The sequence below is a fragment of the Actinosynnema sp. NPDC023794 genome, from assembly GCF_040639675.1.
GTDB classification, from domain to species: domain Bacteria; phylum Actinomycetota; class Actinomycetes; order Mycobacteriales; family Pseudonocardiaceae; genus Actinosynnema; species Actinosynnema luteola.
Map to the genome: position 1 here is coordinate 309972 of NZ_JBFAFR010000006.1, position 20918 is coordinate 330889.

Annotated in this window: 23 protein-coding genes and 2 pseudogenes; 12 read left to right on the forward strand and 13 right to left on the reverse strand. The window is 72.0% G+C overall.

Annotated features, from left to right (window positions below; all coding sequences use genetic code 11):
* Nucleotides 1–6: 6 nt before the first annotated feature.
* Nucleotides 7–1629, reverse strand: a complete 1623-nt coding sequence (menD, locus tag AB0H12_RS16985) for a 2-succinyl-5-enolpyruvyl-6-hydroxy-3-cyclohexene-1-carboxylic-acid synthase (RefSeq protein WP_499623750.1) — start codon at nucleotides 1627–1629, stop codon at nucleotides 7–9.
* Nucleotides 1630–1724: 95 nt separating this feature from the next.
* On the opposite strand from menD, the gene AB0H12_RS16990 reads away from it, so the two are divergent.
* The 6 genes and pseudogenes from AB0H12_RS16990 to AB0H12_RS17015 form a co-directional block, all read left to right on the forward strand.
* Entirely contained in the window at nucleotides 1725–2636 is a 912-nt protein-coding gene (locus tag AB0H12_RS16990) for a 1,4-dihydroxy-2-naphthoyl-CoA synthase (RefSeq protein ID WP_499623751.1), read from the forward strand.
* Entirely contained in the window at nucleotides 2636–3700 is a 1065-nt protein-coding gene (gene menE, locus AB0H12_RS16995) for an o-succinylbenzoate--CoA ligase (RefSeq protein ID WP_499623752.1), read from the forward strand. Before AB0H12_RS16990 ends, menE begins: the two co-directional genes overlap by 1 nt.
* A gap of 128 nt (nucleotides 3701–3828) precedes the next feature.
* Nucleotides 3829–5025 carry a DUF8814 domain-containing protein gene (locus AB0H12_RS17000; protein WP_499623753.1) on the forward strand — a complete coding sequence of 399 codons (1197 nt, stop codon included), beginning with the start codon at nucleotides 3829–3831 and terminating at the stop codon, nucleotides 5023–5025.
* A 54-nt stretch (nucleotides 5026–5079) separates the two neighbouring features.
* Nucleotides 5080–5952: a 1,4-dihydroxy-2-naphthoate polyprenyltransferase gene (locus tag AB0H12_RS17005; protein ID WP_499623754.1), complete on the forward strand. Its 873-nt coding sequence runs from the start codon at nucleotides 5080–5082 to the stop codon at nucleotides 5950–5952.
* A 21-nt stretch (nucleotides 5953–5973) separates the two neighbouring features.
* Nucleotides 5974–6147, forward strand: a pseudogene (locus AB0H12_RS17010) (maltose acetyltransferase domain-containing protein); the annotation flags it as partial.
* 246 nt (nucleotides 6148–6393) lie between these two features.
* Nucleotides 6394–6484, forward strand: a pseudogene (locus AB0H12_RS17015) (antibiotic acetyltransferase); the annotation flags it as partial.
* 69 nt (nucleotides 6485–6553) lie between these two features.
* On the opposite strand, the gene AB0H12_RS17020 reads toward AB0H12_RS17015, so the two are convergent.
* Nucleotides 6554–6952, reverse strand: coding sequence for a hypothetical protein (locus AB0H12_RS17020; protein ID WP_230566406.1), 399 nt, complete (start codon nucleotides 6950–6952; stop codon nucleotides 6554–6556).
* A 74-nt stretch (nucleotides 6953–7026) separates the two neighbouring features.
* The gene (cds1, locus tag AB0H12_RS17025) at nucleotides 7027–8121 is read right to left on the reverse strand and encodes an L-cysteine desulfhydrase Cds1 (protein WP_499623755.1); all 1095 of its coding nucleotides are present in this window, start codon (nucleotides 8119–8121) and stop codon (nucleotides 7027–7029) included.
* A 23-nt stretch (nucleotides 8122–8144) separates the two neighbouring features.
* Here cds1 and AB0H12_RS17030 point away from each other — a divergent pair, with 23 nt between their 5' ends.
* Nucleotides 8145–9137: an ADP-ribosylglycohydrolase family protein gene (locus AB0H12_RS17030; protein WP_499623756.1), complete on the forward strand. Its 993-nt coding sequence runs from the start codon at nucleotides 8145–8147 to the stop codon at nucleotides 9135–9137.
* 42 nt (nucleotides 9138–9179) lie between these two features.
* On the opposite strand, the gene AB0H12_RS17035 is transcribed toward AB0H12_RS17030, so the two are convergent.
* Entirely contained in the window at nucleotides 9180–10181 is a 1002-nt protein-coding gene (locus AB0H12_RS17035; protein ID WP_499623757.1) for an aldo/keto reductase, read from the reverse strand.
* Nucleotides 10182–10338: 157 nt separating this feature from the next.
* Here AB0H12_RS17035 and AB0H12_RS17040 point away from each other — a divergent pair, with 157 nt between their 5' ends.
* The gene (locus tag AB0H12_RS17040) at nucleotides 10339–10665 is read left to right on the forward strand and encodes a PadR family transcriptional regulator (RefSeq protein WP_499623758.1); all 327 of its coding nucleotides are present in this window, start codon (nucleotides 10339–10341) and stop codon (nucleotides 10663–10665) included.
* Nucleotides 10662–10973: a hypothetical protein gene (locus tag AB0H12_RS17045; protein WP_499623759.1), complete on the forward strand. Its 312-nt coding sequence runs from the start codon at nucleotides 10662–10664 to the stop codon at nucleotides 10971–10973. Before AB0H12_RS17040 ends, AB0H12_RS17045 begins: the two co-directional genes overlap by 4 nt.
* Nucleotides 10974–10977: 4 nt before the next feature.
* On the opposite strand, the gene AB0H12_RS17050 is transcribed toward AB0H12_RS17045, so the two are convergent.
* Nucleotides 10978–11235, reverse strand: a complete 258-nt coding sequence (locus tag AB0H12_RS17050) for a DUF4229 domain-containing protein (RefSeq protein WP_499623760.1) — start codon at nucleotides 11233–11235, stop codon at nucleotides 10978–10980.
* An 11-nt stretch (nucleotides 11236–11246) separates the two neighbouring features.
* Nucleotides 11247–11714, reverse strand: coding sequence for an Lrp/AsnC family transcriptional regulator (locus tag AB0H12_RS17055; protein WP_073886017.1), 468 nt, complete (start codon nucleotides 11712–11714; stop codon nucleotides 11247–11249).
* Between the two features lie 149 nt (nucleotides 11715–11863).
* Between AB0H12_RS17055 and AB0H12_RS17060 the strand changes: the two genes are divergently transcribed.
* Together AB0H12_RS17060 and AB0H12_RS17065 are read left to right on the forward strand one after the other, a co-directional pair.
* A complete protein-coding gene (locus AB0H12_RS17060) occupies nucleotides 11864–12082 on the forward strand; it encodes a BldC family transcriptional regulator (RefSeq protein ID WP_241828460.1) in 219 nt (72 codons plus the stop codon).
* A gap of 52 nt (nucleotides 12083–12134) precedes the next feature.
* Nucleotides 12135–12314, forward strand: coding sequence for a hypothetical protein (locus AB0H12_RS17065; protein WP_053715371.1), 180 nt, complete (start codon nucleotides 12135–12137; stop codon nucleotides 12312–12314).
* 52 nt (nucleotides 12315–12366) lie between these two features.
* On the opposite strand, the gene AB0H12_RS17070 is transcribed toward AB0H12_RS17065, so the two are convergent.
* From AB0H12_RS17070 to AB0H12_RS17085, 4 genes are all read right to left on the reverse strand, one after another.
* On the reverse strand, nucleotides 12367–13815 hold the full coding sequence (locus AB0H12_RS17070; RefSeq protein ID WP_499623761.1) for a MinD/ParA family ATP-binding protein: 1449 nt from the start codon (nucleotides 13813–13815) through the stop codon (nucleotides 12367–12369).
* A gap of 155 nt (nucleotides 13816–13970) precedes the next feature.
* Nucleotides 13971–14912, reverse strand: a complete 942-nt coding sequence (ccsB, locus tag AB0H12_RS17075; RefSeq protein ID WP_499623762.1) for a c-type cytochrome biogenesis protein CcsB — start codon at nucleotides 14910–14912, stop codon at nucleotides 13971–13973.
* Nucleotides 14912–16474, reverse strand: coding sequence for a cytochrome c biogenesis protein ResB (gene resB / locus AB0H12_RS17080; protein ID WP_499623763.1), 1563 nt, complete (start codon nucleotides 16472–16474; stop codon nucleotides 14912–14914). The genes ccsB and resB overlap by 1 nt, the downstream gene beginning before the upstream one ends.
* On the reverse strand, nucleotides 16474–17259 hold the full coding sequence (locus AB0H12_RS17085) for a cytochrome c biogenesis CcdA family protein (RefSeq protein WP_499623819.1): 786 nt from the start codon (nucleotides 17257–17259) through the stop codon (nucleotides 16474–16476). Before AB0H12_RS17085 ends, resB begins: the two co-directional genes overlap by 1 nt.
* A 186-nt stretch (nucleotides 17260–17445) precedes the next feature.
* Here AB0H12_RS17085 and AB0H12_RS17090 point away from each other — a divergent pair, with 186 nt between their 5' ends.
* Nucleotides 17446–18411, forward strand: coding sequence for a M64 family metallopeptidase (locus AB0H12_RS17090; RefSeq protein ID WP_499623764.1), 966 nt, complete (start codon nucleotides 17446–17448; stop codon nucleotides 18409–18411).
* Between the two features lie 4 nt (nucleotides 18412–18415).
* On the opposite strand, the gene AB0H12_RS17095 is transcribed toward AB0H12_RS17090, so the two are convergent.
* From AB0H12_RS17095 to hemL, 3 genes are read right to left on the reverse strand one after another with little or no spacing between them, the layout of a single operon-like run.
* Nucleotides 18416–19000 carry a TlpA disulfide reductase family protein gene (locus tag AB0H12_RS17095; RefSeq protein ID WP_499623765.1) on the reverse strand — a complete coding sequence of 195 codons (585 nt, stop codon included), beginning with the start codon at nucleotides 18998–19000 and terminating at the stop codon, nucleotides 18416–18418.
* Complete coding sequence (locus AB0H12_RS17100) at nucleotides 18997–19626, reverse strand: histidine phosphatase family protein (RefSeq protein ID WP_499623766.1); 630 nt, start codon at nucleotides 19624–19626, stop codon at nucleotides 18997–18999. The genes AB0H12_RS17095 and AB0H12_RS17100 overlap by 4 nt, the downstream gene beginning before the upstream one ends.
* Nucleotides 19623–20912 (reverse strand): glutamate-1-semialdehyde 2,1-aminomutase, encoded by a 1290-nt coding sequence (hemL, locus tag AB0H12_RS17105; RefSeq protein WP_499623767.1) that lies wholly within the window; start codon nucleotides 20910–20912, stop codon nucleotides 19623–19625. Before hemL ends, AB0H12_RS17100 begins: the two co-directional genes overlap by 4 nt.
* Nucleotides 20913–20918: the final 6 nt, after the last annotated feature.

Below are 20918 nucleotides of genomic sequence, written 5' to 3' on the forward strand. Positions count from 1 at the left end.
TTCCCACTATTGGAATGCGGTTGACACGGCGGCCTTCAACCGTCGGTGCAGATCGCGCAATTCGTGGCGGTCCGCCCGGATTTCCACCACCCGGATTCCGCTCGGCCGGTCGAGCGCCCTTCTCAGCTGGTCCGGCGTCGAGGCTTCGGTGTGGGGCACGTGGTGCGCCGCGCACAACGACTTGAGGTCGACGCCGTGCGGCGTGCCGAAAACGCGCTCGAAGGTCCGCTCGTGCTCTTTCGCGCCCTGCTCCAGCAACGCGAAGATGCCGCCGCCGTCGTCGTTGAGCACGACGACCGTCAGGTCGGGTCGCGGCTCGCCGGGACCGATGAGCAGGCCGTTGGCGTCGTGCAGGAACGTCAGGTCGCCGATCAGGGCGTAGGTCGGGCCGCGGGTGAGCGCGATGCCGGCGGCGGTGGAGATGCTGCCGTCGATGCCGGCCACGCCCCGGTTGGCGAAGGTGCGGACGTCGCGGCGCGGCTCGGCGACCAGGTCGACGTCGCGGACCGGGTTGGACGAGCCGAGGAACAGGTTCGCGCCCGGCGGCAGCGCGGCGACCAGGTCGCGGGCCACGTGCAGGCCGGTCGGCCAGGGCTCCTTCGCCAGCAGGCCGTCCACCACGTCGGCGACCGCCTTGTCGGCGTGCTGCCAGGCGGTGAGCCACTCGTCGTCCACGTCGTGCTCGCCGAGGACCAGGTCGGTCGACGTGTGCGTGGCGGTGAACTGCGGGTCGGGCCAGTCGAGCTCGTCGGACAGCACGTGCACCACCGGGGTCCGCGCGATGAGCTTGAGCACACCCCTGGAGAGGGTGGCGCGGCCGACGACGACGACAGCCTGCGGCACGAGGTGGTCGGGCAGGTCGCCCGCGTTGAGCAGGAGCGTGCCGTGGCGCAGGCCGTGGCCGGTGGGTTCGGCGACGACCGGCCAGCCGGCGCGGTCGGCCAGGTCGGAGAGGTCGTGCCCGGTGTCGCCGACGATGACCAGGGTGCGCGGGCCGAGGTGGTCGGCGGCGTGCGTGGAGGTGGTCGTGCGGCGGGCGGTGCGGGTCCACGGCATGTCGAACGGGCGGCCGTCCAGGCACTCCGGCCAGTCGTCGTCGCCCTCGGGCACGAGCGGCTCGCGGAACGGGACGTTGACGTGCACCGGGCCCTGGTCGCGGGCGGTGGCCACGGCGCGGCACACCAGGGAGCGCCACAGGCCGTTCTGGTTCTCCCGGCGTTCGGCGATGGGGAACTGGAGCGTGTCCAGGCCGAAGACGCGCTGCTGGTCCACGGTCTGGCTGGCGCCCGTGCGGTAGAGCTCGACCGGCCGGTCCGCGGTGAGCGCGATGACCGGGACGCCCGCGTGCCGGGCCTCCAGCACGGCGGGGTGCAGGTTCGCCACGGCGGTGCCGGACGTGCAGGTGACGGCGGTGACCTCGTCGTTGCCCTTGGCCAGGCCGAGGGCGAGGAAGCCCGCGGTGCGCTCGTCCACGCGGACGTGCAGGGTGAGCCGGCCGGCCGCGGCTGCCTCGTGCAGGGCGAACGACAACGGCGCGTTGCGCGATCCGGGGCTCAGCACGACGTGCCGGACGTCGTTGCGGATCAGCTCGTCGACGAGCACCCTGGCCTGCGCGGTGGACGGGTTCACCCGCACATTGTCGCTCAGCCCGCGACCAGGTGATTCCACGCGCTGAGCCGGACCGGGCCCCCTCTCAGCCGCGGCGCGGGCATATTGTCCCTGCCGTGGCAGATCAGGACGTTTCCGAGCTGTTCGACCCCGCCCGCTGGAAGCCGGTCGAGGGGTTCGACTTCACCGACATCACCTACCACCGCGCGGTCGACCAGGGCACGGTGCGCATCGCGTTCGACCGGCCCGAGGTGCGCAACGCGTTCCGGCCCCACACGGTCGACGAGCTGTACCGCGCGCTGGACCACGCCCGGATGAGCTCGGACGTCGGGTGCGTCCTGCTCACCGGCAACGGCCCGTCGCCGCGTGACGGCGGCTGGGCCTTCTGCTCGGGCGGCGACCAGCGCATCCGCGGGCGCAGCGGCTACCGGTACGCGTCGGGCGAGACGGCGGAGACCATCGACCCTGCCCGCGCGGGCAGGCTGCACATCCTGGAGTGCCAGCGCCTGATCCGGTTCATGCCGAAGGTCGTCATCGCGGTCGTGCCCGGCTGGGCGGCAGGCGGCGGGCACAGCCTGCACGTGGTGTGCGACCTCACGCTGGCCAGCGCCGAGCACGCGAAGTTCAAGCAGACCGACGCCGACGTCGGCAGCTTCGACGGCGGCTACGGCTCGGCGTACCTGGCCAGGCAGGTCGGCCAGAAGTTCGCCCGCGAGATCTTCTTCCTCGGCCGGACCTACACCGCCGAGGACATGCGGCAGATGGGCGCGGTGAACGCGGTCGTGCCGCACGCCGAGCTGGAGTCGACGGCGCTGGAGTGGGCGAAGGAGATCAACGGCAAGTCGCCGACGGCGCAGCGGATGCTGAAGTACGCGTTCAACCTGATCGACGACGGCCTGGTCGGGCAGCAGATCTTCGCGGGCGAGACCACGCGCCTGGCGTACATGACCGACGAGGCGGTGGAAGGCCGGGACGCCTTCCTGGAGAAGCGCCCGCCGGACTGGTCCGACTACCCCTACTTCTACTGATGGTCACCCTCGAGCGGCTGCGGGCCGCGCTGACCTCCGGCGGTGGCCCGGTGACCGCACAGCCCGGCGACCTGCCGCCGTTGCGCGGGTGGGAGACCGGAGCCGCGCTCGCGGTCACGACGTCGGGCTCCACCGGCGAGCCGAAGACCGTGCTGCTCGGCGCGGACGCGCTCACCACGTCCGCCGAGCTGACCCACGCCCGCCTCGGCGGGCCCGGCCGGTGGCTGCTCGCCCTGCCGACCACGCACATCGCGGGCATCCAGGTGCTCGTGCGGTCGGTCGTGGCGGGCGTCGAGCCGGGCGTGATGGACCTGGCCCCCGGTTTCCGCGCCGCCGACTTCGCCGTCGCGTCCCGCCCGGTGCTGGCCACGCCCGGACGCCACTACACCGCCCTCGTGCCGACGCAGCTGGCCCGCCTGGTCGCCACCGACGGCCCGGGGCTGGCCGCCGCCCGGCAGTACGACGCGGTGCTGATCGGCGGCGCGGCCACCCCGCCGACGCTCCTCGAACGCTCGCGGCAGCTCGGCGTCCGGGTGGTCACCACCTACGGGATGAGCGAGACGTCCGGCGGCTGCGTCTACGACGGGCTGCCGCTCGACGGCGTGCGCGTGCGGCTGGTCGACGGCCGCATCGAGGTCGGCGGCCCGGTGCTGGCGCTGGGCTACCAGGGCGGCGAGCCGTTCGGCGAGTGGTTCCGCACCGGCGACCTCGGCCGCGTCCGCGCCGACGGCGCCGTGGAGGTGCTCGGCCGGGCCGACGACGTGATCATCAGCGGCGGCGAGAACATCGCGCCCGCCGGCGTCGAACGGGCGCTGACGGCCCAGCCCGGCGTGCGGGAGGCGTGCGTGGTGGGGCTGGCCGACCCCGAATGGGGTCAGGTGGTGGCGGCGGCCGTGGTGCCGGAAGATCCGGATGACCCGCCCGACGCGGACGAGCTGTGCGCGGCGGTCGGCGAGGTGGTGGGGCGGTTCGCCATGCCGAAGCGGGTCGTGTACGTGGCGGAACTGCCGTTGCGCGGGCCCGGCAAGGTGGATCGGAGGGCGGTCGCTAGCTCGTTTGGGTGAGTTTCTGTCTTGTTAGCAAGATTGTTGGTTGACAGCTAACCACACCAGGCGATTGGCTCGGCAGCGCCGAGGCGCGCGGCCCTGCCGCGGTCACCACCGCACCGCGCACCCGGACGAGGAGTGCTGCGATGACCAGGCGCTACCTGATACCGCTCGCCGTCGCCACCGTCCTGACCGCCGGACTCGCGTCGCCCGCCGCCGCCGCGTCCGACGTCGAGTGGCGAGCCGATCTGTCCACAGTCGATGCCGACGACAACGGCGTGACGACGCGCGACGGCGCGGTCCGGCTCGACCGCGCCGCGCCGACGCCCGCCAGCGCGCGGGCCGCCATCCGCACCGGGTTCCTGCAGCTCGAACCGCGGACGTTCGACGCGCCGGTCAACGCCGTCGCCGCGACCGTGAAGAGCAGCGTGCCCGCCGGCGCGGAAGTCGCCGTCGACGTGCGCGGCGCGGTGGGCGACGAGCAGTGGACCGAGTGGGTCGAGGCGCGTCCCGACGCGCCCGCCGTGCTGCCGACCTCCGTCACCGCGGTGCAGGTCCGGTTGGCGCTGACGGCCGAGAAGGCCTCGCCCGAGGTGAGCCAGGTGGACCTGCGGGCGTTCACGACGGTCGCCGCGCCTGAGGTCGGGGCGCAGGCCGCGGGCCTGTCCTATCGGGTCTACGCGACCCGTGAGGGCCTGGTCGGCGGCACGACCGCGAACGGGCACGTGATCGTCAGCCGCGACCACTTCGTCGCCCTGCCGTCGCGGCGCGGCCTGTCCGCCAAGGGCACCGGCACGTACAGCGTGCGGGTCTGCGCGTCGAACGGCCGCTGCGAGTGGGCGCCGGTGTGGGACGTCGGCCCGTGGAACACCAAGGACGACTACTGGAACCCGTCGGCCACCCGGGAGATGTGGAAGGACCTGCCCCAGGGCAAGCCCGAGGCGCAGGCCGCGTACCAGGACGGCTACAACGGCGGCAAGGACCAGTTCGGCCGCACCGTGGCCAACCCGGCGGGCATCGACCTGGCCGACGGCACGTTCTGGGACGGCCTGAAGCTGACCGACAACGCGTGGGTCACCGTCACCTACCAGTGGACCGGTTCGGGCCCGGCGGGCTTCGTCCGCACCGCGGGCGACCCGCTGAACGTGCGCAGCGGCGCGACCTCGACGGCCTCCCAGGTCGGCTTGGCCGCGAACTACGCGCAGGTGCGGGTCGAGTGCCAGGTCACCGGCCAGTCGGTGACGGGCTCGCAGGGCACGTCGAACATCTGGTTCCGGATCGCGGCGGGCAAGTTCATCGCCCGGGCGTACGTGTCGGGCGTGTCGGGCGCCACCGCCTGCTGATCACGCGACCACCCGGGAGCGGGTCCCCGTTCACCATGTCGGAGGATGTCCGGCATGGCCACAGTCGCCCAGTGGGTATCGGGGACCCGCCCCCGCACGCTGCCGAACTCGATCGCGCCGGTGCTCGTCGGCGCGGGCGCCGCGCACCACATCGACGGCTTCGACCTGACCCGGGCGGCGCTGGCGCTCGTGGTGGCGGTGGCGTTGCAGGTCGGCGTGAACTACGCCAACGACTACTCCGACGGCATCCGGGGGACGGACGCGAACCGCGTCGGCCCGTTCCGGCTGGTCGGGTCGGGTGCGGCCGACCCGCGGGCGGTGCGCACGGCGGCGTTCGCGGCGCTGGGCGTGGCCGCGGTGGCGGGCCTGGTGCTGGTGGTGCTGTCGGGCCGGTACTGGATGGTGGCGTTCGGCGCGGTGTGCATCGCGGCGGCGTGGTTCTACACCGGTGGCCGCAAGCCGTACGGGTACTCGGGCCTCGGCGAGCTGGCCGTGTTCCTGTTCTTCGGGCCGGCAGCGGTGCTCGGCACGCTGTACGTGCAGACCGGCGAGGTCACCGGCATCGGCATCGGCGGCGCGGTCGCGATGGGCGCGTTCTCGACCGGCGTGATGATCGCGAACAGCCTGCGCGACATCCCGACCGACATCCAGGCGGGCAAGCGGACGCTGGCGTCCACCCTGGGCGACCGCGACTCCCGCAGGCTCTACCTGGCCCTGGTCTCGATCCCGTTCCTGATCACGCTGGCGATCGGCTTGCGCGTGCCGCTGGCCCTGATCGGCTTCCTGGCCCTGCCGCTCGTCGTGCTGGGCGCGCGACGGGTGCTGAACGGCAGCAAGGGCCGCGACCTGATCCCCGTGCTGCGCGACACGGGCCTGGCCATGCTGGTGTGGGGCATCGCCGTGCCGGTCGCGTTGGTGCTCGGCTGATCCGGGGAAGGGGGCGCTGACGTGTCGGGCAGTGACGAGCAGGAGGTCCTGGACCGGATCCGGCGGGGCCTGGTCTACACCGAGTCCGAGGCCGCGTTCCAGGCTCCGCGGCGACGGACCGACCTGATCTTCGAGTACAACCACACCCCGCCGGGCGACGCGGACAAGCGGAGGTCGCTGCTCGTCGCGATCCTCGGTTCGGTCGGCGAGCGCACCGTGCTGCTCCCGCCGTTCAGCGCCGGCTTCGGGAGCAACGTCCACATCGGCGACGACTTCTTCGGCAACGTCAACCTCGCGTTCGTCGACGACGTCGACATCCGCGTCGGGGACGGGGTCATGATCGCCCCGAGCGTGACGCTGACCACGACGGGGCACCCCGTCCACCCGCACCGGCGCGTCGACTTCGCGCGGTTCTCGGAACCGATCGTCATCGAGGACAAGGTGTGGATCGGCAGCAACGTCGTCGTGCTGCCGGGTGTCCGGATCGGCTACGGGGCGGTCATCGGCGCCGGCAGCGTGGTCAGCCGGGACATCCCGCCCATGGTGGTCGCGGTCGGGACGCCGTGCCGAGCGGTCCGCCCGATCACCGACGAGGACCTCGTCACCAGGCGTCCTCGGTGAACGTCATCGGCTCGTCGTCGTCACGCGGCTTGGGCTTCGGTGGTTCGACGCGCGGTTCCTCGCCGCGGCACAGGGCCGCCAGGGCTTCGCGGTCCGCCTCCAGCGCCGCCTTCACGCCGCGGTCGTCGGCGGCCTCGCCCATGAGCACCTGGCGCCAGCTCAGGTAGCCGCCCGCGATCCTGCGCTGCAACGCCTGCAGTTCGGGCGTCGCCGCGTTCGACTTCGCGTACTGCATCACCCGGCGCACGTCGTCGGCCGAGGGCTCGCGCTGCGGGTACCGCAGCTTCGCCGCCTCGCGCATCGCCTTGTCCGCATCGGCGACGGACCTGGCCAGCACGTCCTCCGCCGTGAGCACCTCCGCCGTCCGCCACGCGCTCACCGCACACCCCTTCCCACGCGCCGATCCCCGCTGCGACGCACGGCACGCGCCGCGCGTTCCCATGAAAGCAAGAATCACCGGCTCCACATACCGGTCGAGCGGAACCTCTCCAACGTGGCCAGGTGCGGCTCCAGGTCCATGCCCTGGGCGGCCACCCACTCGTCGTCGTAGTAGGTGTGCGCGTAGCGCTCGCCGCCGTCGCACAGCAACGTCACGACGCTCCCGCGCAGCCGCGACGCCCGCATCTCGGCGATCAGCTGGAACGCGCCCCACAGGTTCGTGCCGGTCGACCCGCCCACGCGCCGCCCGAGCACGTCCTCGACGTGCCGGATCGTCGCCACCGACGCCGCGTCCGGCACCTTGATCATCCGGTCGATCACGGTGCCGATGAACGACGGCTCCACGCGTGGTCGCCCGATGCCCTCGATGCGCGAGCCGCGCGTCCCGGTCAACGACGGGCTCCCGTCACGCCAGGCGTCGAAGAACACCGAGTGCTCCGGGTCCACCACCGCCAGCCGCGTCCGCAGCTTCCGGTAGTGGATGTAGCGGCCGATGGTGGCGCTCGTGCCGCCCGTGCCCGCACCCACCACGACCCACTCCGGCTCGGGCGCGGACTCCAGCGCCATCTGCTGGAACACCGACTCGGCGATGTTGTTGTTGCCGCGCCAGTCCGTCGCCCGCTCGGCGTGCGTGAACTGGTCCATGAAGTGCCCGCCCAGCTCGGCCGCGAGCCGCCGGGACTCGTCGTAGATCGCGCCCGGCTCGTCGACGAAGTGGCACCGCCCGCCCTGGCGCTCGATCAGCGCCACCTTCTCCTGGCTGGTGGAACGGGGCATCACCGCGATGAACGGCAACCCGAGCAGGCGCGCGAAGTACGCCTCCGACACCGCCGTGGAGCCGGACGACGCCTCGATCACGGGCGTGCCGCCGACCACCCAGCCGTTGCAGATCGCGTACAGGAACAGCGAGCGCGCGAGCCGGTGCTTGAGCGAGCCGGTGGGGTGGGTCGACTCGTCCTTCAAGTACAGGTCGATGCCCCACTCCGGTGGGAGGGGGAAGTGCAGCAGGTGCGTGTCGGCGCTGCGGTTGGCGTCCGCTTCGATGATGCGGACGGCCTCGCACACCCATTCCCTGGTCCGGGAGCTACATCGGTCTACCGAAGTCGTCACGCCGGCACGATAACTTCTGCGACGTGACCTCACTTCCGATCGGCCCACTCCGCGGCAGCCTCCTCGCCGGCGCGGTCGGCGACGCGCTCGGCGGTTCGATCGAGTTCGACCGGATCGACCGCATCCGGGGCCGGTTCGGCCCGTCGGGCCTCACCGACTACGCGCCCGCCTACGGCCGGCTCGGCGCGATCACCGACGACACGCAGATGACCCTGTTCACGCTGGAAGGCCTGCTGCTGGCCCGCAAGCGCGGCAGCGACCCGGTGCACGAGGTGCGCGTGGCGTACGCGCGGTGGCTGCGGACGCAGGGCGGCCCGGAGGTCAGACCGGACGGGTGGCTGCTGGACGTGCCCGAGCTGCACGACCGGCGCGCGCCCGGCAACACGTGCCTGACCGCGTTGCGCTCGGGCGTGCTCGGCACGGTGGACGCGCCGATCAACGACTCCAAGGGCTGCGGCGCGGTGATGCGGGCGGCGCCGGTCGCGTTGTGGTCCGACGACGTGCGCGAGGTGTTCGAGCTGGCCGCCGCGACCGGCGCGCTGACCCACGGCCACCCCAGCGGCTACCTGTCCGCGGGCGTGCTGGCCGTGCTGGTGCAGCAGGTGCTGGCGGGCGTGCCGCTGCCGTCGGCGATCGAGGTGGGCCGCGCCGAGCTGATCAGGTGGGACGGCCACGAGGAGCAGCTGGCCCTGCTCGACCTGGCCGTCGAGCTGGGCGTCGGCGGCGTGCGGCCGACGCCCGAGGTGATCGAGACGGCGTTGGGCGGCGGGTGGGTCGGCGAGGAGGCGCTGGCGATCGCGGTGCTGACCGCGTTGGCCGCGCGCGACCTGGCCGACGGGCTGCTGCTCGCCGTCAACCACTCCGGGGACAGCGACTCGACCGGCGCGCTGTGCGGGAACCTGCTCGGCGCGCGGGACGGCGTCGAAGCCATCCCCGAGCACTGGTTGGAGGCGCTGGAGCTGCGCGACGTGGTCGAGCGCCTGGCCGACGACGCGGCGGCCGTGTTCGCGCGGTGACCGGACGGCCCGCCGCGGACGCACCGGACCGGCGCGATCCGATCAGGACGGCCGGCGCACGAACCGGGGAAGGCGCTGCAAGGCGTACGGGTAGGGCAACGGCCGGCTGCTGACCTCGGTCAGGCGCGCCAACTGGGCCTCGTCGAGCGACCAGTCGGTGGCGCCGAGGTTGTCCCGGAGCTGGTCCGGCGTCCGGACCCCGATGATCGGGCCGGTCACACCGGGCTGTTCGAGCAGCCAGCGCAGGGCGACCTGGGACGGCGTCCTCCCGACCTCGGCGGCGACGGCCGAGACCGCCTCCACGACCTGCCAGGTGAAGTCGGTCGCGTCGTCCTGCGGCGACTGCCGCCGATCGGCCAGCCTGGTGCCGGCCGGGGCCTCGGTCATCTCCCGGGTGTACTTGCCGGTCAGCCGGCCGCCGCCGAGCGGGCTCCACGGGATCAGGCCGAGGCCCTCGTTGCGGCAGATCGGCAGCAGTTCGAGCTCCACGTCGCGTTCGAGCAGGTTGTAGAGCGGTTGCAGGCTGACGAACGGCTCCCAGCCGTGGTGACGGGCGAGGTCGATCGACTTCTGCAACTGCCACCCGGTGTAGTTGCTGGCGCCGACGAATCGCACCTTGCCGCTGCCGACCAGTCGGTCGAGGGTGGACAGCGTCTCCTCGATCGGTGTGGCGTCGTCGAAGACGTGGATCTGGTACAGGTCGAGGTAGTCGGTGCCGAGCCGTTCGAGGCTCGCCTCGACGGCCCGCACCAGGTGCTTGCGGCCGGCGCCGTTCACCGGTGCGCCGGCGGCCATCTCCCCGTAGGCCTTGGACGCGATCACCAGGTCGTCGCGGTTGTGCGAGCTCAGCCAGCTGCCGATGATCTGCTCCGAACCGCCGAACCGGTAGGTGTCGGCGGTGTCGATGAAGGTGCCGCCGGCGGCGGTGAACTCGTCGAGGATCCGGTGGGCGGTCGGCTCGTCGGTCTGGTCGCCGAAGGTCATGGTGCCGAGCGCGAGCTCGCTGACCTCGAGCCCGGTACGTCCGAGGAATCGTCGTTGCACGGATCGAACAGTAGGCACGGCGCGGCCGGGGGACCGTGCCAATTCGCGGCGGAGATCCCGTGCCGATTCGCCGCCGAGCCGGACCGTTGAGGACGAGCCCGCACCGGTGTGCCGGAGGTTGTGGACAACCCTTAATCTACATAGGTAGGCTTGCCCCGTGGAACCGCTCGGACGCATCGGAGGGGCCACGGTGGACGTGCTGGAAGTGCTGCTCAAGAGCGACCAGCCGCGCTGGGGCCTGGAGATCATCAAGCTGACCGGACGCCCGTCCGGCAGCGTCTACCCGCTGCTCGACCGGCTCGAACGGGCCGGGTGGGTCACCTCGGCCTGGGACGACGACAGCGAACGCCGTGGCCCGCGCCGCCGGATGTACGTGCTCACGCCCGGAGGCGCCCAGGAGGCGGTCAAGGTGTGCGCGAAGGCCGCCGGCCGGCAGAGGAAGTCCAAGCCCGTGCCCGTCACCCGACCGGAGGTCGCCCGATGAGCAGACTCACGACCCGACTCGCACTGACCGTGGTCGCAGCCGCCGCTGTGCTGCTGCCGCGCGGGCAGAGGGACCGTTACCTGGAGCAGTGGCGCGCCGACGTGGCGGGCGCGCGGGAGCTGGGCCTGAACCCGCTCGGCGTGGCGTTCGGCGCGTTCCGCATCGCGAACCGGGAGCGCAAGCCGGTCCTGCTGCCGATCGGCCCGTTGGCGCTGGCCCTGCGGCTGCGCGAGAGCACGAACATCGGCGCGGTGCTCGCCGTGATGGTGCTGGCCAACCTCGGCGGGGCGATCCTGCTGGTGGTGTGAGGCGCTAGGCCGCGTCGCCGCGCAACTGGGCGCGCAGCTTCTCGCGTTCGGCGCGGCGCACCGCCTGCTTCTCCTCGAGGCCCTGCGCGACCCGCTTGCGCAGCCCGCTGAACACGAACAGCGACAGCGGCAGCGCCACCACCACGCCCACGGCGAGCGCGACCAGCAACGGCACGTTGACGAGCACGAGCAGCGCGGTGACCGCGGCGACCATGCCGAGGCGCGCGCCGACGTAGAGCGTCACATCACGACCCAGGTGCACGGTTACCCAGGTTACGCGTCGTCCGCGGGACCGGCTGCCGCGGTGTTCGGACGGCCCTCGAACCGGGTGGACAGCACGACCGTGGTGCGCGTGCGCGCGACGCCCTGGATGCGCCGCAACCGGCCGAGCGAGCGTTCCAGGTCGTCCACCGTGGCGACCCGCACCTTCACGATGAAGGACTCGTCGCCCGCCACCCGGTAGCACGACTCGACCTCGACCAGCTCGGCCAGCGCGACGGCCAGCTCGTCGTCGTCCGCGGTGTCGGTGGGGTGGATGCTGACCAGCGCGGTCACGCCGAGGCCGACGGCGCTCGGGTCGACCACGGCGTGGTAGCCGACGATCACGCCGGTGGCTTCCAGCTTGCCGACCCGTTCGTGCACCGCGGAGGCCGAGAGGCCCACCTTGCGCCCCAGGTCCGCGTAGGTGGCCCGGCCGTTCTCCCGCAGGGCGGCGATGATCTGTCGATCAAGAGCGTCCACCGGTCACAGCGTAGGCCCACCGACCTCGATGTCCGAACCGCGCGCTTCGTCCCTTACTACCTCTTTACCATCACCCAAGCGTTCGAGTACCCGACGGGTGGAGTGCCACGATGCGTCCGGTACGTCTGTTCGCCATCGGGGAGGATGCCGTGACCGTGACGCAGGGACACCAGGGGGAACGCCTGCTGACACCGGGTGAGGTCGCGAACCTGTTCCGGGTCGACCCGAAGACGGTCACCCGCTGGGCCACCGCCGGTCGGATCGGGTCGATCCGCACGCCGGGTGGGCACCGGAGGTTCCGCGAGTCCGAGGTGCAGCAGCTGTTGTCCCAGCTGACCACCGAAGCGACGGAACCGGTTCGGCACTGACGACGCCCACCTCCGCGACACGGGTAATCTCGTGGCAAAGGAGGTGGCGACCATGCTCTACCTGCTCGCGGTGATCGGTGCGCTCACCATCGCCGTGCTGCTGTGGCGTGCGTTCGGGCCGAACCGGGTCGATACCGCCCCCAGTCGTCGGATCGTGGCGCCGGACGACGACCCGGACTTCCTGCGCAAGCTCGGTGAGCAGCGCAAGAAGAAGCCGGACGACGAAGAGTGACAACGGCGGGGCCTCGCACGAGGCCCCCTCGTCGTGTCGGTCGCTCGTCGCGTCAGTTGTTCGGGAAGTCGTCGGCCACGGTGGCGGCGAGTTCCAGCAGCGCGAGCCGGGTGTCCGGGGCGAGCTTGTCCAGCTCGATCTCCGCGCCCTCTTCCAGGTGCGTGTCGAACGGGATCCGCACCACGGCGCGGCAGCGCTGGGCGAAGTGCGCGGCCAGCTTGTCCAGGTCGACCTTGCCCGAGCCCGGCCGCACCGAGTTGATCACCGCGACGGACTTCGCGACCAGGTCGCGGTAGCCGTGGGCGTCCAGCCAGTCCAGCGTCGCCGCCGAGGTCTGCGCGCCGTCCACCGAGCCCGAGGACACCAGCACCAGCGAGTCGGCCTGGTCGAGCACGCCCTTCATGGCCGAGTGCATCAAGCCGGTGCCGCAGTCGGTGAGCACGATGTTGTAGAACAGCTCCAGCAGCCCCATCGTGCGCAGGTAGTCGAGGTCGCTGAACGCCTCCGACACCGCCGGGTCCTGCTCCGAAGCCAGCACCTCGAGCCGGCTGGGCGACTGCGAGGTGTACGCGCGCACGTCGCTGTACCGGGTGATCTTCGAGGCGTCGCGCAGCAGGTGCCGCACGGTCGCCGTGGTCTCCCTGGGCACCTTCAGCGCCAGCGTGCCGCGGTCGGGGTTGGCGTCCACCGCGATGACCCGGTCGCCGCGCAGCGAGGAGAACGTCGAGCCGAGCGTGGTCGTCGTCGTGGTCTTGCCGACGCCGCCCTTGAGGCTGAGCATGGCGATCTTGTAGCAACCGCGCAGCGGCTGGTTGATCCGGCCGATCAGCTCACGCCTGCGGATGTCCGCGGGGCTCTCGCCGAGGTTGACCAGACCGCCGGTGACCGAGTGCACGGTCTTGCGCCAGCCGGACTGCGGCGGGCGCTTCGCGCGCTTGATCAGCTGCTGCGAGGACACGTCGCTGGCGTTGGCCGCCCGCTGGGGTTGCGGCTGCTGCGGCTGGACGCTCTGCGGGAAGTTGTTGGGGAACCCGCCCTGGTACTGGTGCGGTCCCGGCTGGCCGGGGTACGGGCCGGACTGGCCGCCGGAGACCTGGTAGGCGCCCGACTGGCCGCCCGACACCGGGTACGGGCCCGACGGGCCGCCGTGGACCGGGTAGGCGCCGGACTGCTGCCCGGAGACCTGGTACGGCCCGGACTGCTGACCCGACACCGGGTACGGGCCCGACTGCTGACCCGACACCGGGTACGGGCCCGACTGCTGGCCCTGCGCCGGGTACGGGCCGGACGGGTGGCCCTGCGCCGGGAACCCGCCCGACGGGGGGCCGGTCACCGGGCCGGACTGCGCCGGGTCGAGGTAGACGGTCTGGGGGTCGACGTAGTGGGCACCCGATCCCGGCTCGACCTGGTGGCCGCCCGACTGGTTCGGGTTGGGCTGCTGCCCGTCCGCTCCGGCCGGCTGCTGCCACGACGGCTCAGGATTCTCGTAGCGACCGGTCACCGCTGGGGTCCTCCCTGAGCGAAGCGGATCGAGACCTCCCCGACCCCACGCGTCCGACGGTAGTCGGCCACCAGTGGTTCCACGACACTGGGTGCTCGCTCACCCGAGCCTCGCGAACGGGTCCGCGGACACCGCGTTACACGTGGTCTACGGCATCAGCCGACGCCCGCGTACGAGTGCATCCCAGTCGTTACGAGGTTGATGAAGAACAGGTTGAACACGGTCAGCGCGAAGCCGAGCGAGTTGATCCACGCGGCGGGACGGCCGCGCCACCCCGCCGTCGCCCGCGCGTGCAGGTACGCCGCGAAGACGACCCACGAGACGAACGCCACGGTCTCCTTCGGGTCCCAGCCCCAGAACCGGCCCCACGCCGCCTCGGCCCAGATCGCGCCGCAGATGATGCCGATGGTGAACAGCGGGAACGCGAACACCGTGCTGCGGTAGGCGAGCCGGTCGAGCACCTCGGCGTCGGGCAGCCTGGTGAACCGCGCGCGGCCGGAGGTCTTCAGCAGGTACAGCACGCTGGCCACGCCGGGCACCAGCAGCACGCCGCTGGACACCGAGATCACCGACACGTGCACCACGAGCCAGTACGACTGCAACGCGGGCTGCACGGGCGCGGCGTCGGCGTAGAGCACCGTGCCGCCGAGGAACATCAGGATCACGATCGGCACGAGCACGAAGCCGCCGAGCTTGCGGACGTCGAACGTGCGCGACAGCACGAGCCACGTCACGACGGCGGCCAGCGTGAGCAGCGAGCCGTACTCGTACATGTTGCCCCACGGCGCGCGCTCGGTCGCGAACCCGCGCAGCACCAGGGAGGAGGCCTGCAGCAGCGCGCCGAGGACGGTCAGCGCCACGCCCATGCGGCCGAGGCGTTCGGCGCGGGACCGCTCCGGCTTGGTGACCCGGCCAGGCGTCCACGTGCCGTCGGCCTGCGTGCCGCCCGACACGACGGCTCCGGCGAGTTCGCGGGTCTTGGCAGGCCGGGCGAACGCCGCCTCGCACAGGTACAGCACGGCGGCGAGGAAGTAGATCGCCACGGCCGCGCCGTAGGTCCAGTCGCTGTAGGTCGCCAGCGCCGTGTTGACCGGCATCAGCTCTCCTCCTTGTGAGCGAGCAGGTCGCGGGGGATTGCCAGATCACGGGCCAGCACCGTGAACTCCTCGCCGTACCCGGCTTGATCAGTGCGCGCGAGGCCGCCGACCTCGACAACGGTACGCCCGTCCTCCCGCGGTGCGGCCCGCACCCAGACGCGGCGGCGCTTGATGCTCAGCGAGACGGCCAGACCCAGGATGACCAGCACCGAGAACACGAGCACCCACACCTGGGTGGGGTCGTGGGACACCTGCAACGACACCCAGTCGCGGACGCCGTCGAAGCGGATCACGGTGCCGTCGTCGAGCGTCAGCTCCTCGCCCTGCTCGAGGTTCTGCCGGGCGACCTTGGTCAGCTTGCCGTCCTGCACCATCTTCTGGTCGATGGAGAAGATGGACTGGCCGCGACCGGAGTCGGTGCCGAGGTCGCCGCGGTAGACGTCGATCGCGACCGCCGGGTCGTTCGCGGCGGGGAACGCGGAGTCGAGCAGCTCGCCCTGGAAGACGGCGGTCGGCGCGAGCAGGCCGGTGATCGCGAGCTGGCTCTTGCGGCGCTGCTCGGCGTCCGGCACGTTCGGCGGGTCGAACTTCGTCGCGCCCTCCGAGGCGAGCGTGACCTGGTTCACCGGGCGCCACTGGGTCGCGCCGGTGCGGGTCTCGCCGTTGGGGAACGTCACCGTGAACAGCGGCGTGTAGCCGTGGCCGAGGAGGTAGAGCCGGTCGCCCGCGGTGCGCAGCGGGCTGTTGACCTCCAGCGGGTACGGCCGCCAGGTCCCGGTCTCCAGGTCCGCGCCGGACTGGTAGTGGATGTCCGCGCGGAAGCTCTCCGCCTGGCCGTTGTGCAGGAACGTGGCGTCGAAGTCGTCGACCCGCACGCAGAACTGGTTGAGCTGCGTGCCGTCCACGCGCAGGCCGGGGCGGAACGTGTCGTAGTTGTAGACGCCCGAGTTGCAGAACTGGCCGCCGTTCGCCTGCACGATGACCTGGCCCTCGTAGCCGAACATCTTGCCCAGCGCGAACGCGACCAGCAGGCCCAGCAGGGAGAAGTGGAACACCAGGTTGCCGGTCTCGCGGAGGAACCCGCGTTCGGCGCTGATCGTGCGGGCGCCGTCCGGCTCGTCGCGGGTGACGGTCCGCCAGCCCTTGAGCCGGCGTTCGGCGTGCTCGATGACGGCCTGGGGCGACGAGGTCGTGTCGGCCGAGGCGTGGTGCGGCATGCGGGCCAGGTTGCGCGGCGTGAGCACCGGCTTGGCCCGCATCTGCTTGAAGTACTCCCACGTGCGCGGCAGCAGGCAGCCCACCAGGGACGCGAACAGCAGCACGTAGATCGCGGAGAACCAGAAGCTCGCGTAGACGTCGAAGAACTGCAGCCGGTCCAGGAGCCGGCCCCACCAGCCCTTGTCGGCGATGTACTCGTCGACCTTGAAGGAGTTCAGCGAGCGCTGCGGCAGCAACGCGCCCGGCATCGCGCCGAGGGCGAGCAGGAAGAGCAGGGTCAACGCGGTGCGCATGGCCGTCAGGCCGCGCCACGTGTTGCGCAGGAAGGCGAGGAGGGCGCGCACTACAACGGCAGTTTCAGGTCGTTGACGACGGCGTCGCGCAGCCAGGCGACGAAGTCGCCCCACAGGCCGGTGACCAGGGCAACGCCGACGGCCATCAGCAGCACACCGCCGAACACCTGCACCTGGCGGACGTGCGAGCGCAGCCAGCCGGTCGTGCGGACCGCCCAGCGCGCGCCGAGCGCGATCAGGATGAACGGCAGGCCGAGGCCGAGGCAGTAGGCGAGGACGAGGACCCCGCCGCGGGCGGTGACCGAGCCGACCTCGGTGCTGCGGGTCAACGCCAGCACGCCCGTCAGCGTCGGGCCGAGGCACGGCGTCCAGCCGAGCGCGAACACCCCGCCGAGCAGGGGCGCGCCGAGCAGGCCGGCGCGCGGCGTGCGGTGCAGGCGGATGTCCCGCTGGAGGCCGGGGACGAGCCCGATGAACACCAGTCCCATGGCGATCGTGATGACGCCGCCGACGCGCAGGAGCAGGTCGCCCTGGACCCAGAACAGGTCGGTCAGCCCGAGCACCACGAACGACATCAGCGCGAACACGATCGTGAAGCCGAGCACGAACAGCAGGGCGGCGCCCGCGACCCGCCAGCGGCCGCTCTTGCGCGCCTCGTCGTCCTGGACCGCCGGCGCTTCCGCGCCCACCAGCCCCGCGAGGTACGCGAGGTAGCCGGGCACGAGCGGGACCACGCACGGCGAGGCGAACGAGATCGCACCGGCCAGGACCGCCACCGCGGTCGCGAGCAGGATCGGGCCGGAGGTGGCCAGATCGGTCGGATTCACGTCGTTCAGGGTAGGTATCGCCTACTTGACTGCTCCCACCGGCATCCCTTATGGGCGACCCAGATCACAAGCCGGTGGTGGTCCGGATGGCGCTGCGGCCGGGCCGGCGCGGGCCTCTATTACCCATCTCAGTGAATGTTTAAACGCGACCATCAACCCTTGTGGGTTAGTGGGCAACTCCATAGCGTCACTGCCATGCGCGCACACCGGCTCACCCTCCCCGCGCTGGCCGTCGCCTTCGCCGTCGTCGCCGCTCCCCTGCCCGGCGGCGCCGCGGAGTCCGACGGTCCCGGTGTGGAGTGGGTCGAGGTCTTCTCACCGGACGGCACGATCTCGCGGACGCCCGTGGCGGTCGCCGTCGAGACCAGGGCCGCGCCCGAGGCGGTGGCCGCCGACGTGGTGGCCATCCAGGAGACCGGCGCGCCCGACCAGCGGTTCGACCTGGTCTTCGTCGGCGACGGGTACACGGCGGGCGAGATCGGCGTCTTCCACGACCACGTGGTGAGCAAGTGGACGGAGCTGTCCGCCGTCGAGCCGTTCAAGTCCTACCGCCAGTACTTCAACGTCTGGCAGGTCAACGTCGTGTCGAACGAGTCGGGCGTGGACCACGACCCGACCCTGGGCACGGCCCGGGACACGGCGCTCGACATGGGCTTCTGGTGCCAGGGCCGCGACACCCAGACCGAACGGCTGCTGTGCGTGAACCAGACCAAGGCGGGCCAGTTCGGCGCGCTCGCGCAGCAGGCCGACCAGGTCATCGCGCTCGGCAACACGGCCAAGTACGGCGGCGCGGGCGGCGGCGTGGCGACCGCGGCGGGCGCGAACGACCAGGCCGGGCAGATCGCCGTGCACGAGCTCGGCCACTCGATCGGCAAGCTGGCCGACGAGTACGACTACCCGTACGACCAGTACAGCGGCGCGGAGCCGACCGAGGTCAACGTGACCGCGGACCCGACCGGCGCGAAGTGGTCGGCCTACCTGGGCCAGGCGTCGCCGGACGGCGGCGTGGTCGGCGCGTTCGAGGGCGCCCGCTACTACGAGCTCGGCCTGTACCGGCCGACCGAGAACTCGATCATGCGCACGCTGGGCCGCGAGTTCAACCTCGTCGGCCGGGACGCGATGGTCGACGCGTTCAAGGCCAAGGTGCCCGAGCTGCGGTGACCCGTCAGGACTCCGCGGCCAGGTCCTTCACCAGCGGAACCAGGTCCGAGGCGATCACCGCGCCGAGGAACGCCGCCGCCACCCGGTGCTGCTTGTCCAGCACGAACGTGGACGGCACGGCGTTGGGCGGCACCCCGCGGAACGCCAGCATCGCCCGCCCCGACTCGTCGTAGATCGACGGGTAGCTCAGCTGCCGGTTGGTCATGAAGTCCCGGGGCGACTCGGTCGAGGTCTCCTTGACGTCCACGCCGAGCACCTGCACGCCGAGCGGCCCGGTCTCGTCCTGCACCTTCTGCAGCTCCGGGGCCTCGGTCCGGCACGGCCCGCACCACGCGCCCCAGACGTTGACGATCACGACCTTGCCCGCGTAGTCGTCCAGGGAGACGGTCTTGCCGTCCTCCATCAGGCTCGGCCCGGACAGTCCGGTGACCTTCTTGCGCTCGTCGCCGTCGTAGCGCAGCTTCGTCTCGCCGTTGGGCGCGACGAGCTGGAACTCCGACCCGGCCACCACCGCGTCGTCGCCGGTCGTGCAGCCGCTGACCAGCAGGACCGCCGCGGTGAGGCCGGCCAGCGCCGATCGAGCCCTCATGCCCCGGTCACCCTCGGGTTCGTCGCGCCGACCGGCTCGGTGTAGACCACCCGCACCAGCTGCTCGCCCTCGAACACGAGGCTGGTCAACGACGCCAGCGAGCACTCGCGGCGACGCGGGTCGTGCCACATCCGCTTGCCCTCCACGAACCGCCGCAGCGTCCAGATCGGGAGCTGGTGCGACACGCACACGGCCTCGTGGCCCTCGGCCGCGGACCGGGCCCGCTGCACCGCGCCGAGCATCCGGTGCGCGATCGCCAGGTACGGCTCGCCCCACGACGGCCGGAACGGGTTGACCAGCTTCGGCCAGTGCTTGGGCGAGCGCAGCGCGCCGTCGCCGACGGCCACCTTCAGGCCCTCGAACTTGTTGCCCGCCTCGATGAGCCGCTCGTCGGTGTCCAGTTCGAGCCGGTGCGAGTCGGCGATCGGGGACGCGGTCTGCTGCGCCCGGTCCAGCGGTGAGGCCACGACGTGCGCGATGTCGTGGTCGGCCAGGTGCTCGGCCACGGTCAGGGCCTGCTTCTGGCCCCGTTCGGACAGCTTGAAGCCCGGCAGGCGGCCGTAGAGGACGCCGGTCGGGTTGTGCACCTCGCCGTGCCGCAGCAGGTGGACGACCGTGCGGCTCACTGGGTCGCCCCGGCGGCGGCGCGGGCGGCGTGGGGCAGGGCGTCGGCGATGACCTGGAAGTCGTCGTCGGTCATGGCCGCGTTGACGAACCACGCCTCGAAGGCGCTCGGTGGCGCGTACACGCCGCGGTCGAGCAGGGCGTGGAAGAACGCCGGGAAGCGCCACGTCTCGGCCCGCTGGGCGCCCGCGTAGTCGGTGACCTCGGAGTCGGTGAAGAACACGCTGACCAGGTTGCCGGCGAACTGGACCCGGTGCGCGACGCCCGCTTCGGTGAGCGCGGCGGTGAACAGCGCGCCCAGGCGCGTGGCGTTGGCGTCCAACGTGCGGTAGACGTCGTCGGTCGCGGCGCGGAGCGTGGCCAGGCCCGCCGCCACGGCGACCGGGTTACCGGACAGCGTGCCCGCCTGGTAGACCGGGCCGGCCGGCGCCAGCTTCGACATCACGTCGGTCCGGCCGCCGAACGCCGCCGCGGGCAGGCCGCCGGACATGACCTTGCCGAACGTGTAGAGGTCGCCCTCGACGTTCTCCAGGCCGTACCAGCCGGCGCGGGACACCCGGAAGCCGGTCATGACCTCGTCCATGATCAGCAGCGCGCCGTTGTCGTGGCAGAGCTGCTTGAGCTCGGCGTTGTGCCGGGGCGCGATCGCGCCCATGTTGCCCGCCGCGGCCTCGGTGATCACGCAGGCGATCTCGTCGGGGTTCTCGGCGAACGCCCGGCGGACGGCCTCGACGTCGTTGTAGGGCAGCACGAGGGTGTCGGCGGCCTGGGCGCCGGTGACGCCGGGCGACGTGGGCAGGCCGAGCGTGGCGACGCCGGAGCCGGCCTGGGCGAGCAGCGCGTCCACGTGGCCGTGGTAGCAGCCGGCGAACTTGACGACCTTGCGGCGGCCGGTGAAGCCGCGGGCCAGCCGGATCGCGCTCATGGTGGCCTCGGTGCCGGAGTTGACCAGCCGGACCTGGTGCACCGGCGCGACCCGGTCGATGATCTCCTCGGCCAGCTCGATCTCGCCCTCGGTGGGCGTGCCGAACGACAGGCCGTGCACGGCCGCCTCGCGGACGGCGTGCACCACGTCCGGGTGGGCGTGCCCGAGGATCATCGGGCCCCACGACGACACCAGGTCGACGTAGCGGGTGCCGTCGGCGTCCCACAGGTGCGGGCCCTCGCCGCGGACCATGAACCTGGGCGTGCCGCCGACCGAGTGGAAAGCCCGCACCGGGGAGTTCACGCCACCGGGGATCACCGCCGCCGCGCGCTCGAACAGTGCCTGGGATCGCGTCGCTGTCACGTCGTC